The organism is Roseateles sp. GW821-FHT09H11 (assembly GCF_059415845.1).
Genome location: NZ_JBWKOA010000003.1, coordinates 438883 through 451386, shown reverse-complemented (window position 1 = coordinate 451386; position 12504 = coordinate 438883). Strand labels below are relative to the sequence as shown.

General features: G+C 70.5%; 10 protein-coding genes. 2 read left to right on the top strand and 8 right to left on the bottom strand.

Features of this window, described 5'->3' with window-relative positions; genetic code table 11:
* Nucleotides 1-137 precede the first annotated feature (137 nt).
* Nucleotides 138-680: a hypothetical protein gene (locus AC07PR_RS12815; protein ID WP_495135526.1), complete on the bottom strand. Its 543-nt coding sequence runs from the start codon at nt 678-680 to the stop codon at nt 138-140.
* 270 nt (nt 681-950) lie between these two features.
* Between AC07PR_RS12815 and AC07PR_RS12810 the strand changes: the two genes are divergently transcribed.
* Nucleotides 951-1169 (top strand): tautomerase family protein, encoded by a 219-nt coding sequence (locus AC07PR_RS12810; protein WP_377152422.1) that lies wholly within the window; start codon nt 951-953, stop codon nt 1167-1169.
* Between the two features lie 23 nt (nt 1170-1192).
* On the opposite strand, the gene AC07PR_RS12805 is transcribed toward AC07PR_RS12810, so the two are convergent.
* Together AC07PR_RS12805 and AC07PR_RS12800 are read right to left on the bottom strand one after the other, a co-directional pair.
* Nucleotides 1193-1879 carry a Fic family protein gene (locus tag AC07PR_RS12805; protein WP_495135525.1) on the bottom strand — a complete coding sequence of 229 codons (687 nt, stop codon included), beginning with the start codon at nt 1877-1879 and terminating at the stop codon, nt 1193-1195.
* 58 nt (nt 1880-1937) lie between these two features.
* Complete coding sequence (locus AC07PR_RS12800) at nt 1938-3200, bottom strand: BaiN/RdsA family NAD(P)/FAD-dependent oxidoreductase (RefSeq protein ID WP_495135524.1); 1263 nt, start codon at nt 3198-3200, stop codon at nt 1938-1940.
* Nucleotides 3201-3493: 293 nt separating this feature from the next.
* Here AC07PR_RS12800 and AC07PR_RS12795 point away from each other — a divergent pair, with 293 nt between their 5' ends.
* Nucleotides 3494-7183 (top strand): RICIN domain-containing protein, encoded by a 3690-nt coding sequence (locus AC07PR_RS12795; RefSeq protein ID WP_495135523.1) that lies wholly within the window; start codon nt 3494-3496, stop codon nt 7181-7183.
* Between the two features lie 15 nt (nt 7184-7198).
* Here the strand turns inward: AC07PR_RS12795 and AC07PR_RS12790 are convergent, their stop codons facing one another.
* From AC07PR_RS12790 to AC07PR_RS12770, 5 genes are all read right to left on the bottom strand, one after another.
* Nucleotides 7199-8923 carry a sensor histidine kinase gene (locus AC07PR_RS12790; protein ID WP_483107364.1) on the bottom strand — a complete coding sequence of 575 codons (1725 nt, stop codon included), beginning with the start codon at nt 8921-8923 and terminating at the stop codon, nt 7199-7201.
* Nucleotides 8924-9038: 115 nt separating this feature from the next.
* A complete protein-coding gene (locus tag AC07PR_RS12785; RefSeq protein ID WP_495135522.1) occupies nt 9039-9944 on the bottom strand; it encodes an SDR family oxidoreductase in 906 nt (301 codons plus the stop codon).
* Nucleotides 9945-10020: 76 nt separating this feature from the next.
* On the bottom strand, nt 10021-10992 hold the full coding sequence (locus AC07PR_RS12780; protein ID WP_495135521.1) for a glutathione S-transferase family protein: 972 nt from the start codon (nt 10990-10992) through the stop codon (nt 10021-10023).
* Nucleotides 10989-11462: a GNAT family N-acetyltransferase gene (locus AC07PR_RS12775; RefSeq protein ID WP_483107366.1), complete on the bottom strand. Its 474-nt coding sequence runs from the start codon at nt 11460-11462 to the stop codon at nt 10989-10991. The genes AC07PR_RS12780 and AC07PR_RS12775 overlap by 4 nt, the downstream gene beginning before the upstream one ends.
* Nucleotides 11462-12481, bottom strand: coding sequence for an NADP-dependent oxidoreductase (locus AC07PR_RS12770; protein ID WP_495135520.1), 1020 nt, complete (start codon nt 12479-12481; stop codon nt 11462-11464). Before AC07PR_RS12770 ends, AC07PR_RS12775 begins: the two co-directional genes overlap by 1 nt.
* Between the last annotated feature and the right edge of the window lie 23 nt (nt 12482-12504).

The window sequence follows — 12504 nt, the reverse complement described above, 5'->3', positions numbered from 1 at the left end:
CGCCGCCTGGGCCCGCGGGCATGGCGGCGTGACCGCATCGATCGGGCGCAGCGACGGCGGCCCGGGCAAGGCGGAACGGCGGAGCGCGCGCCGTCCGCGCCAAGGGCGTGGACGTGTTCGCGCGCCATCACGGCCGTTCAGCGCCGGGGCGGTCGCTCCCGTCGGGTGTCGCCGATGCTGCGCCAGATCGGCGGCTCGGCGCGTGGCCAATGGCCGTTGGCGCTCGCGGGCTCGGGCACTCGCGGCATGTCGACATTCGCCATGGGCAGGACATAAGCGCCCAGCGCCGCCGCGTCGCTCAAGGAAGGCCCGTCGTGATCGTCCAGCACGACGGTGGGATCGCCGGCCTGGTGGTGATGGCGCTCGAACGGACCGTGGGCATGGACATGCGCGGGCTTCCGGTCGCGCTGGAGCTGCAGCTGCTGCCGGGCCCGCGCAGTGTCGAGGGCCTGCGCGGTCTCCTGCCCTGCCAGCACCTGCAGGCCTCGATGGACGAGGTCGCGCCATGTCTGCGCCAGCGTCCACGCGTCGTGATCGTGATCGACGGTGGCCGCGGTCCGGTGGTGATGCGTCGGGCCGAGCGTCGTCAGCCGCGCGCCCGCGGCGCCGTACAGCGGGATCGCGGCGCACAACAGCAACAGCAGCACGCCTCGCGAGTGGCGCAGCCAGCCGGCGAGCATGCGGGCGAAGGATCCGGTCGCAGGGCGCATCGCGACGCAGCGTCGCCCAGCTTCATGTCAGCCGCATGACCGGCCACCCGGAGCGCGCTCGGCGTCCCAGGTTCCCGGGTCGCCTTCCCGGATTGCGCTTCCGGCTCGCCTGCCTGGCTCGTGCAACCGGCACGCATTGTTGATTCCCGTTGGCATGTGATGACGGCGAGAGGCTCTTTTTCGACGCGTGCCGATTCCGAAGAATCACTCCCGTCATCACTTCATTTCAACGAGGCCACCATGCCCTTCGCCAACATCAAGCTCCCCGAGGGCGTCGCCGACGCTGCCCGCAAGGAGGAGATCATCCACCGCGTCACGGCCATGTTCGTCGAGTACTTCGGCGAAGGCGCACGTCCCTACACGATGGTCCTGGTCGACGAGGTCGCCGACGGCGGCTGGGGACGCGCGGACGAGACGCTGACGCTCGAGAAGATGGGGCTCAAGCCGAAGCAGTCGTAGACACGGCCAGGACCCCGCGGGCGCTACGCGACGCCGTGCGTCCAGCCGGGCACGTCGACGTCGTAGCGCACCGCCTTGCCCGCGCCGTGCGCGCGCAGTTGACCGGCCGCGGTCATCTCCGACAGGTCGCGGGTCGCCGTCGCCTTCGACACGCCGGTCATCTTCATGTACTTCTCGGCGTTGAGCCCGCCGAGGAAGCCGCCGTCGCCGTCGTCGAGCAGGCGCTGGAGCACCTTGCGCTGGCGCTCGGCGAGCGCCCCGGCGGCATGGGTGTCCCGGAAGCGGCGCTTCCGGACGGCCGCGTCCATGACGTGATCGGCGGCGTCGCAGGCGCCGGTGTACTGGCGCACGAACCACCGCACCCACGGGGTCAGGTCCACGCCGTCCCGTTGCGTCTGATTGAGTGCGTCGTAGTACGCCGCACGCGTGGCCAGCAGCTGTTTGGACAAGCTGTGGAGCCGCATCGGCTGTCTGAGATGCTGGGCAATCGCCATGTCGATGATCGCCCGGCCGACGCGGCCATTGCCGTCTTCGAACGGATGGATGCTCTCGAACCAGAAGTGCGCGATCGCGGCACGCGCAAGACCGTCCAGTCGCGGCCCATCCTCCGACGGCGGCGCGCCCTTGCGCGGCGTGGTGGCGGCGAACCACGCGAGGAAGCGCGCCATCTCGGCCGGCACGTCGCGCGACGCGGGCGCCTGGTAGTGCACGGCATTTACGGCTCATCCGGTGAGCCGTATTTCGTCAAATGCGGCTCACGCCATCGATTCAACCCAGATAGGCCGCCGCGCCGTCCCCGGCGACCAGGCCGCTGGCCATCGAGGCCGTCAGCAGGTAGCCGCCCGTCGGCGCTTCCCAGTCCAGCATCTCGCCGGCGATGAACACGCCGGGTCGGGCCTTCAGCATCAGCCGCTCGTCGAGCGACTCGATCGTCACGCCGCCCGCGGTGCTGATGGCCTCGGCGACGGGGCGCGCCGCGCGCAGGCGCAGCGGCAGCGCCTTCAGCGTGCGGGCCAGCGTCGCCGTATCGGCGTACTCGTCCTTCGTGAGCACCTCGTGCAGCAGGCCGGCCTTCAGGCCTTCGATGTTCAGTCGGCTCTTGAGGTGTGAGGACAAGGAACGCGAGCCGCGGGGATGGGCGACCTGCTCCAGCACCCAGGCCGCGTCGCGGCCGGGCAGCAGGTCCAGGTGCACGAGCGCTTCGCCGTCGCGCTCGAGCTTCTCGCGCAGCAGCGCGGACGCCGCGTAGACCAGCGAGCCTTCGATGCCGGTCGCCGTCACGACGAACTCGCCCTGGCGCGAGAAGCGCCGGCCGTCGACGCCCTCGGCGGTCAGCGCCACCGGCTTGACCGGCTGGCCCGCGAATTTCTCGGCGAAGAACGGCGACCAGCCCGGCGCCGCGCCGTCACGCGTCGTGCCCAGATCGAAGCCGCAATTCGCTGCGCGCAGCGGCGACACCGTCGCGCCGACTTCGGCGAGCAGCGGCGCCCAGGCGCCGTCGGACCCCAGCTGCGGCCACGAGGCGCCGCCCAGCGCGAGCACGACGGCATCCGCGGTCACGGTCGTTTCGCCTTCGGGCGAGCGCAAGCGCAGCGCGCCCGCCGCGTCCCAGCCCAGCCAGCGATGCCGCATGTGGAAGCGCACGCCCTGCGCGCGCAGTCGGGACAGCCAGGCACGTAGCATCGGCGCGGCCTTGAGGTCCCTCGGAAAGACGCGCCCGGATGTCCCGACGAAGGTCTCGACGCCGAGGCCCTGGGCCCAGGCACGGAGGGCTTCGCCGTCGAAGCGGTCGAGCCAGGCGCCGACCTGGCGCTGGCGCTCGAAGAAGCGCGAATCGAAATCGGGGCGAGCCTCCGAGTGCGTCAGGTTCAGACCGCCCTTGCCCGCCAGGAGGAACTTGCGGCCGACCGAGGCCATGGCGTCGTAGAGGTCGACGGAGAGACCGGCTTGGGCGAGACGCTCGGCGGCCATGAGGCCGGCGGGGCCGCCGCCGATGACGGCGACGCGACGGGGGGATTCGGAGATGGGCATGGGATGGAGGGTACTGCGCAAGGCCGCGCAGTGTGCCAGACGGTCGCGGATCTCCCGGATCCGGGCGATCGGGAGATCGGGAGATCGGGCGACGCGGGGTGCATGTCCTTTCGCGGCGGGCTCAGGCCGACTCACCCGGAAGAGGTACGGCGAATCGCCGCGCTTACCGTTGATTGCAGCTCTTGCGCCTACCCGTTGGAACCGCTTTCAGCTCGCGGAAAAAATGAATCGGATGGCAGTCGCGCCGCCTCCGGTCGCGTCCGTTCCCCAACCCACATCAGCGAGAGACGCGCATGCACCCCTCCTCCAGCCCGAACGTGGCCAAGCTCCAGGCCGCGCCGACCACGATCGCGCTGGCCGTCAGCGTGCTGCTGAGCGCCTGCGGCGGCGCCGACTCACCCGACGCGTCGGCAGGCCCGGTGGCGGTCGACCACGCCAGCGCCGAGGCGCTGGCCCCCGATCCGTCGCCGGTGGTGGCCGCGGGCCGCTACGTGCTGATGAACGCGCTGACCGGCAAATGCGTCGAGGCCTTGCCTGCCGCCGCCGATGGCGGACGCGTCCAGCAGACGACCTGCGGCGACAGCCTCCACCAGGCCTTCGACCTGAGCCTGCAGAGCAACGGGTTCTACAAGCTGGTCAACGCCGGAACGTCGAAGGTGTTGGAACTGGCCGGTTCCTCACGCGCCGACGGCGCGGCGATCCAGCAGTCGAGCAGCAACGACACCGATGCGCAGCGCTTCCGCCTGTGGCGCGCCAACGGCAACCGGGTCCGGATCGTCAACGTGTCCAGCGGCAAGTGCTGGACCCTGCCGAGCAGGTCGGGCGCCAATGGCGTGCAGATCCAGCAGGCCAGTTGCCTCACCGCGGAGGCGGTGCACCAGTTCTTCCTCTATCCACGTGACTCGGCATCGCGCGGCCTGCTGCCGGTGGGGCAGTACAACGTGCGCGGCGTTCAATCGGATCTGTGCCTGGACATCGAAGGCGCGAGCATGGCCGACGGCGCCAAGACGCTGCTGGCAGCCTGCGGCAGTGCGGCCAGCCAGCGCTTCGAGGTCAGCGCCGCGGCCGACGGCAGCTACGCGTTCCGCAACGTCAACAGCGGCAAGGGGCTGGACGTCAGCGACATCTCCACCGTGAACGGCGCACTGATCCAGCAATGGAGCTACGGCGCCGGCGCGAACCAGCGCTTCGCCGTCACGGCCAAGGGCGATGCCTTCAACATCGCCGCCAAGCACACCGGCAAATGCCTCGACGTGAAGGACTTCAGCGTCGCCGCCGGCGGACGCATCCAGCAATGGGATTGCGGCAACGGCGACAACCAGCGCTGGCGCCTGCAGGCGACGGATGCGCAAGGCCCGGCACCGACGCCGGCGCCTTCGCCTGCTCCGGCGCCTTCACCCACACCGCCTCCGGCTCCGGCGCCGTCACCCACGCCGCCTCCCCCGCCGCCGCCTCCTCCTCCGCCACCGCCGCCGGCGCCTCCGCCGGGCCCGGCTCCGGCGCCAGGTCCCGCTCCCGCGCCAGGTCCGGCACCGACGCTGACCCTGCCGATCGAAGTGCTAGGCGCCGGCGCTCCCGATGCGCCGACCGTCGTCAGCGCCGAGCTGTCGCTCGATGCCGCCTCGCTCTCCACCGCCACCCAGCTGGTGGTGCGCTGCCACCGCTGCGGCTTCTACAACTCACCGGAGTTCGAGGCGCTCAGCAAGCCGCTGACGCCCATCGCCGGCAGCCTGCGCGTGGTCGGCGCCGCCAACGCCAACAACACCAGCGCCGCCGCGTGGATCCCGATCAGCGACACCGGCGTCCAGCTCGACGATGTCGAGCGCTCGCACGGCGGCGTCAACGGCGGGCTGTTGACCATCCGCTTCCGCGTGCCGCTGGACAGCACCGCGCGGGCACGCCTGGTGGCGATGCCGGCCACCAACCGCATCGAGTTCCGCTTCAACGGCACCGACGGCAACTCCAACGGTTTCCGCATCCTCGACCTGCAGCTGCAGGACGCGAGCGGGCGCAACCTCGCGACCAATCCGCGCCGCTGGGCCGACATCGCCGTCGAGAAGCAGGCCGGCCGCACCTGGACGGCCGATGCCGACGCGGGCAAGGCGCTGTGGAACGCCTCGGGCCTGCTGCTGAAGTCGCCGGTGGTGAACAGCCGCATGCGCGCCGCCTGTGCGTCCTGCCATGCGGCGACGGGCCGCGACCTGCAGTACTTCAACTATTCCAACCATTCGATCGTCCAGCGCTCTCGCTTCCACGGCCTGAGCGAGACGCAAGGCCGGCAGATCGCCGCCTACCTGCGCGCGGCGCTGACGCAGGTTCCGCACGTGCCGCAGGCCACGCCGTGGAATCCGCCGTACCAGCCCGGCCCCGGCCTGGACAGCAGGCCCGCGGTCGAATGGGCGGCCGGCGCGGGCATCGACGCGGTGCTGCCGGACGCGAAGTCCTTCGTCAACGTCTTCGCCGGCAAGGCGGCCGGCAGCACGGCCGCGGTGACGCAGGCCGAGCTCGATGCCGCGATGGATCCGAGCCCGGGCAAGGTGCTGAACACGCGCGAGATGCCGATCCCGCTGCAGCTGCCCGACTGGAATGCCTGGCTGCCCATCACGCATCCGCTGGACATCTGGACGCCGGACGCTGGGCAGGGTCAGGGCTTGTTCGAGACCAAGGGCGATGACGGCTCGAACCCGATCAAGGTGGTCAAGCGCATCGCCGACTGGCTGGCCGCCAACAAGAACCCGAACGGCGTGTACGGCGACTGGAGCCACCTGAGCGCGGACCAGCGCGAACGGGCGATGTACTGGCTGACCGATCCGGGCGCGAAGACGCTGGACTTCGTCGGCGGCGGTCGCGGCAGCCGCGTGTCGCCCAATCCGTCGCAGCCCTACGGCGCGGAGATCGGCGGCCGCAAGCTGCAGGCCCTGCTGTCGCCCTCGACACAGTCATCGGCAAGCGCGCTCTATCCGAATGCGAAGGCCGGCTACAGCAAGGAGGCGTTCATCGAGCGGGCCATGTTCGGCATGATCCACTGGATGGGCGTCAAGCAATGGGAACTGGCGCACGAGTACGGTCTGGAGAGCTCAACCTCCTCCTTCCGCGGCAGGAAGGACGCCAGCGGGAAATGGGTGGGCGAAGGCGAGAAACGCGGCTGGCCGTTCAGCTGGCCCAGCGTGTTCTACATGGCGCCGCACATGCTCTACGTCGACGAGCAGACGCCGCAAGGCAAGCGCGAGTTCTACTTCTCGTGGGAGCCGCGCCTCACCTCCTACTACCGCACCAACCAGTGGTACCAGCTGCAGATGACGGTGAACCCGGGCTGGTCCGGGGCGTCGGAGGGGCCGATGGACTGGCCGTACCACATGGGCTTCACGACGGCGGTGGTGGACGACCTGATGACGGCGAAGGCACCGTCGCAGGTGTCGGCCTCCCACCTGGCGCGCTACTTCCAGGTGCGGACCAAGCTGGCGCAACTGGCCAACACCACCCTCTCCTTCAACAAGCCGGATCCCGCGGCGCCGACCGATCTGTTCCGCAACGAGGGACATCGCAGCCGCGCGTCGCTGGCGATCCACAAGCTGGGCGTGGGCGAGGTCGTCGATCGCGGGCCGGAGAGCTGGGAGAAGTCGCGCTTCCGGCTGCTGGACGACGTGACGCCGGGACTGCACCTGATGTTCATCAACAGCTCGATCTCGCTCTACAACGCGATGTACGCGAACACGAGCTACGAGCAGTGGCGGCGCTGCGACCCGAACGCGCTGTTCGGCAGCGAGCCGGAGACCAAGTCGGGCTTCCGCTTCTGCCTCGACGCGAAGCGCACGCCGCTGCCCTTGAACGGCAAGGGCCAGCCGCACCTGGTGGGCGGATGGGTCGACTGGACCAGCGAGCAGTACATCACCTGGAGCGTGATCTCCTCGCGCAACCATGGCGTGGAGGCGCAGCGGCTGAAGACCTTCTCCGACTGGAGCGGAAGGATGTGGCGCGAGTGAGGCGGCCTAGACGGCCTAGGCGGCGGCCGGCACGGCCGGCAGCTCCAGCGTGAAGCGGGAGCCTTGTCCGCTCTCGCTGTCGACGAGGATGCGCCCGCCCATGCGCTCCATGAGCTGCTTGCAGATGACCAGCCCGATGCCGTGCCCGGGCTGGTCCACGCGCCCGAGCCGGTTGAAGGGCTGGAACAGCTGGGAGCGCTGTTCGGGGCTCAGGCCGATGCCGTTGTCGGCGACCTCGATGCGGAAGCCGCGCGGTTCCGCGCAGGCGCGGACCTTCACCCAGCCGCCGCGCCGGTTGTACTTGATGGCGTTGGAGATGAGGTTGTGCAGCACCTGCTCCAGCCGGATGGGATCGGCCTGGACGAGGGGGAGCGTGCTGTCCTCCTCGGGCGTCATGCCGACCTGCAGGTCGACGCCGGCCGCCGCCGCCGCCGGCTGCGCGAGTTCCACCACGCGGCGCAGCAGCGGCCCCGCCTGCAGCGGCAGCGACTGCACGGTCAGCGTGTTCGCCTCGACGCGCGACAGCGTCATCATGTCCTCGATCAGCACCAGCAGATGCTTGGCCGCCTCGTCGATGTGCCGCAGGCGCGACTGCTGCACATCGTCCAGCGGCCGCTTCGGATCGTGGGCCAGCAACTGGCTGAAGCCCAGCACCGCGTTCAGCGGCGTGCGCAGCTCATGGCTGGCCTGGGACAGGAACTCGCTCTTGGTCTTGCTCGTGACCTCGGCCAGCTCGCGGGCCCGGTCCACGTCCTGCAGCCGCATGCGCTCGCCGAGCTCGCGCTGCAGCAGCTCGCCGCGCAGCCGCACCTGGCGCTGCAAGGCGCGGTTCCACAGCAGCGTCACGCCGAGCCCGGCGACGACCAGCGCCAGCGCGACGCCCACGCCCCACAGCGCGCGGCGCTGCCAGCGCATCGCCGCGGTGTCCTGCGTGATCCAGCGGTCGGCGATGGCCTGGCGCTCGCTGTCGCCGATGCGCGTGAGCGCCTTGTCCAGGATGCGGCCCAGCATCGGCCAGTCGCGCCGGTAGCCGATGCCCAGCCCGTACGCGTAGCCGATGTCGTCCACCACCCGCAGGTTGCCGATGCCGTCGCGCCGCATCAGGTAGGTCGCGCCGGCCAGGTCCACCACCGCCGCGCCGACCTCGCCGCCGGCCAGCCGGCGCAGCACCGTGCGGTCGTCGACCTCGACCTGCAAGGGATTGGTGGCGTAGCGGTCGCGCAGGAACTCCGCCACCGCATAGCCGCGCGCCACCGCCACCGCCTCGCCGGGGCGCAGCGGATCGTCGCCCGCGCCGGCGCGGCGCAGCAGCACCGCCGGCACCGTGATGTAGGGGCGGGTGAAGCCGAAGCGCTGCGTGCGCTCCGGCGTCTCGCGCAGCGACATCTGCACGTCGAGCGTGCCGGCCGCCAGCGCGTCCAGGTTGTCCGCGAAGGGCCGCGGCGGCTGGAACTCGAAGCGCAGTCCGGTGAGTTCCATCAAGCGCCGCGCGTAGTCCACCGACAGGCCGGTGAGGCGGCCTTCCTCGTCGACATAGGTGAACGGGCCGTAGCTCGCCGAGCCCCCGACCCGCAGCACCGGATGCTGCGCCACCCAGGCGCGCTCCTCGGTCGTCAGCCAGTCACGCGGATCGGCGTGCCCCTGTCCCGCCAATGCCAGCCACGCCGCCACGGCCGCGGCCAGGATCGGCAGCAGGCGCGGCAGCACGCGCAGAAGTCGGGGGAGTGCGAACAGGACCACGCAAGGATTGTGGGCCCGCCTCTCCGGCGCGAGGGGAAGGGCTCTCCCGCATCCGGGGGAGGTCCCTGTCAGAAGTGTCAGGTGTCTCCGACACCTTGCCGTGCGCTGTCCGGCTTCAGCCGCGCAGCGAGGCCCGCAGCTTCGCGCCGATCTCCGGCTTGTCCTCGAACGGATCGGTCGGGTTGCGCAGCTGCATCACGTCCTCCAGCCGCGTCTGCACGCCCTTGAGCGCCTGCGGGTGGCTGAAGATGTAGAAGCGCTCCTCGTCCATCGCCTCGAACACCATGCGCGCGACGTCCGCCGCCGTCAGCTTGCCCGAGCTGACCGCCTTGTCGGTCATCGCCTGCGAGATGAGCTGGCTCCTGGTCGGCTTGTCCGCGCCCAGGTGCCCGGGTCCGTCGGCAGGCCGGTTGCGATGACTCTGCGTGATGCCGGTGGGCACGAAGAACGGGCACAGCACCGACGTGCGCACCTGGTCCGTCACCAGCGCGAGGTCCTGGTACAGCGTCTCGCTGAGCGACACCACCGCGTGCTTGGACACGTTGTAGACGCCCATGTTGGGCGGGTTCAGCATGCCGGCCATCGAGGCGGTGTTGACGATGTGCCCCTGCCATGCGGGATCCCGGCCGGCGGCCTCCAGCATCATCGGCGTGAACAGGCGCACGCCGTGCACCACGCCCATCAGGTTGACGCCCAGGACCCAGTCCCAGTCCGACAGCGCGTTCTCCCAGATCAGCCCGCCCGAACCGACACCGGCGTTGTTGAACACGAAGTTCGGCGCGCCGAAGCGCGCCTTCACCGCGGCCGCCAGGGCCTCCATCTGGTCGGCCTTGGACACGTCGACGCGTTGCGCCAGCACCGGGTGCGCGGCGAACTCCGACGCGGCCCGGTCGAGCGCGTCCTGCTGCACATCGCACAGCACCAGGTTCATGCCGCGCGACGCGGCGATGCGCGCCACCTCGAGCCCGAAGCCCGAGCCCGCGCCGGTGATCACCGCGGTCTTGCCTTGATAGTCCTTCATGCGCTTGTCTCCTTGATGCGTTCTTGTCCTGCATTCCACGCAGGCACCCGAGCCCGTCTTCGCGGGCCCGATCGGGCTATGCGCGCTTCAGCGTGTAGCGGATGCGCGGGAAGTGCACGTGCACGCGGCCGGCGCGCTCGTCCTCGCGGGCCAGCGTCACCGTGCGGCAGCTCAGGCCCACGAGCGTGCCGGCGACCGCGTCGCGGGCGTAGTCGTAGGGCGTGACCGTCACGGCGTCGCCGGCGGCGAAGCCCAGGCCCTCCTCGACCCGCGCGGGACGCGGTGTCGAGGTCTTCGCCAGCGCGATCGCCGCGGCGCCGTCGAGCTTGCCGGCCCGCTCACCATGACCGATCGCGGCGACGCGGCCCATCCAGGCCCGCAGCGCCTCATGCGGCTGGAAGATCTCGGCCAGCGGCCCGGTCCGGGTCACGAACCACAGCGGGTGATAGACGCTGAGGTCGGCGATGCTCGTCTCGTCGCCGAGCAGCCACGGCCGGCCGTCGGACAGCATCGACGAGAGCCACTCGAGGTACTGCGTCAATGCCGCGCCGGCGTCGACGCCGCGCACCTGCGGCATGCCCTCGCTCATTGCCTTGCGATCGGCGACGAAGATCTTCAGCATGTCCGGCGGCGCCCCGGCGAACAGCGCGGTCGCGCCCGCCGGCTGCATCGCATACGGCAGCGCGGTCCAGAACAGGTCCGTGTCGGCCCACTGCGCCAGCATGCGCGCGTGGCCGGCGACGGCCGCGGGGTACAGGCTGGGCGTCGGACGACGGCCCTCCAGCACCTCGGCGATCAGCGCGGTGTCGCAGTAGATGTCCGCGCCGAGCTGCAGGAACGGCGTGCGCCGGTAGCCGCCGGTCAGCGCCACGACATCAGGCTTGGGCAGCACCATCGGCACCGTCACCGAGTGCCACGCCAGGCCCTTGAGGCCCAGCATCAGCCGCGCCTTCTCCGCGAACGGCGAGCTGCTGTAGTGATGCAGGACGAGGTCGTCGGCGGACGGCAGGCCGGCGGAATGGGGGGACTCGTGGGTGGGGCCGCTCATGGCGTCGCGTCCTTGCGCATGTCGATGTGGGGGATGCCGTCCTCGTCGTAGACGTCCGAGATCGGCGTGAAGCCGAAGCTGCCGTAGAACTCGCGCAGGTGGGCCTGCGCGCCGAGCTCGACCGGCTGGCCCGGCCAGAGCTTCTGGCACTCGCGCAGCGCCTGGCTCATCAGCGCGCGGCCCAGGCCGCCGCCGCGGGCCGTCGACGCCGTGATGACGCGGCCGATGCGCGCCGAGCCGTCGCCGATCGACGGCGGCAGCAGACGCGCGTAGGCGAAGAGTTCCTCCGCGCCGTCCACGCCCTGCCCCAGTCCTTGCAGATGCCAGGCGTGCTCGTCGAGCCCGTCGGGGTCGAGGTAGAGGCAGCGCTGCTCGATGACGAAGACCTCGGCGCGCAGGCGCAGCGCGCGGTACAGGCCCCGGACGCCGAGCTCGTCGAAGGGCTGGTTGATCCAGCGCGGGCCGACCATCAGATCAGCTTCACCAGCTGCTTGCCGAAGTTGCGGCCCTTGAGCAGCCCCAGGAAGGCCTCGGGCGCGTTCTCCAGGCCCTGCGCGACGCTCTCGCGGAACTTCAGCTTGCCGGTCGCGACCAGCGTGCCGAGTTCCTTCAGCGCTTCCGGCCAGACGTCCATGTGTTCGGAGACGATGAAGCCCTCGATCTTCATCCGGTTCGTGAGGATCAGCTGCGGCAGCGTCAGCGGGATCGGCTCGCCGTTGTAGCCGGCGATCATCCCGCACATCGCGATGCGGCTGAACGCGTTCGAGCGCAGCATCACAGCGTCGAGGATCATGCCGCCGACGTTCTCGAAGTGACCGTCGATGCCGTCCGGGCACTCGGCCTTCAGCGCGGCGGACAGCGACTTGAGGTCGGTGTGCTGCTTGTAGTCGATGCATGCGTCGAAGCCGAGTTCCTCGACGACGTAACGGCACTTGTCGGCGCCGCCGGCGATGCCCACCGCGCGCGCGCCGCGGACCTTGGCCAGCTGGCCGACCGCGCCGCCCACCGCGCCGCTGGCGGCGCTGACCACCACCGTCTGGCCCGGCTTCGGATCGATGATCTTGACCAGGCCGTACCACGCGGTCACGCCCGGCATGCCCACCGCGCCCAGGTAGGCGGACAGCGGCACATGCGTCGTGTCGACCTTCTGCAGCACGCCGCGCTGGTTGGCGTCGACGAGCTGGTACTCCTGCCAGCCGCCCATGCCGACGACCTTGTCGCCGACGGCGAAGTGCGGGTTCTTCGACGCGACCACCTCGCCCACGGTGCCGCCGATCATCACCGCGTCCAGCGGCTGCGGCGCGGCGTAGCTCTTGCTCTCGTTCATGCGGCCGCGCATGTAGGGGTCGAGGCTCAGGTAATGGTTGCGGACCAGCACCTGGCCGTCCGCGAGTTCGGGGATCGGCTGTTCGACCAGCTTGAAGTTGTCAGTGCCGGCCTCTCCGGTCGGGCGGGACACCAGATGGATCTGGCGGTTCACTTGGCTCATCGGGGGCTCCTCGGTCGTTGTGG

Excerpts from the sequence above, each read along its gene's own strand:
- AC07PR_RS12815 (WP_495135526.1), bottom strand. The coding sequence starts at position 680 with ATGCTCGCCGGCTGGCTGCGCCACTCGCGAGGCGTGCTGCTGTTGCTG.
- AC07PR_RS12810 (WP_377152422.1), top strand. The coding sequence starts at position 951 with ATGCCCTTCGCCAACATCAAGCTCCCCGAGGGCGTCGCCGACGCTGCC.
- AC07PR_RS12800 (WP_495135524.1), bottom strand. The coding sequence starts at position 3,200 with ATGCCCATCTCCGAATCCCCCCGTCGCGTCGCCGTCATCGGCGGCGGC.
- AC07PR_RS12795 (WP_495135523.1), top strand. The coding sequence starts at position 3,494 with ATGCACCCCTCCTCCAGCCCGAACGTGGCCAAGCTCCAGGCCGCGCCG.
- AC07PR_RS12785 (WP_495135522.1), bottom strand. The coding sequence starts at position 9,944 with ATGAAGGACTATCAAGGCAAGACCGCGGTGATCACCGGCGCGGGCTCG.
- AC07PR_RS12780 (WP_495135521.1), bottom strand. The coding sequence starts at position 10,992 with ATGAGCGGCCCCACCCACGAGTCCCCCCATTCCGCCGGCCTGCCGTCC.
- AC07PR_RS12775 (WP_483107366.1), bottom strand. The coding sequence starts at position 11,462 with ATGGTCGGCCCGCGCTGGATCAACCAGCCCTTCGACGAGCTCGGCGTC.
- AC07PR_RS12770 (WP_495135520.1), bottom strand. The coding sequence starts at position 12,481 with ATGAGCCAAGTGAACCGCCAGATCCATCTGGTGTCCCGCCCGACCGGA.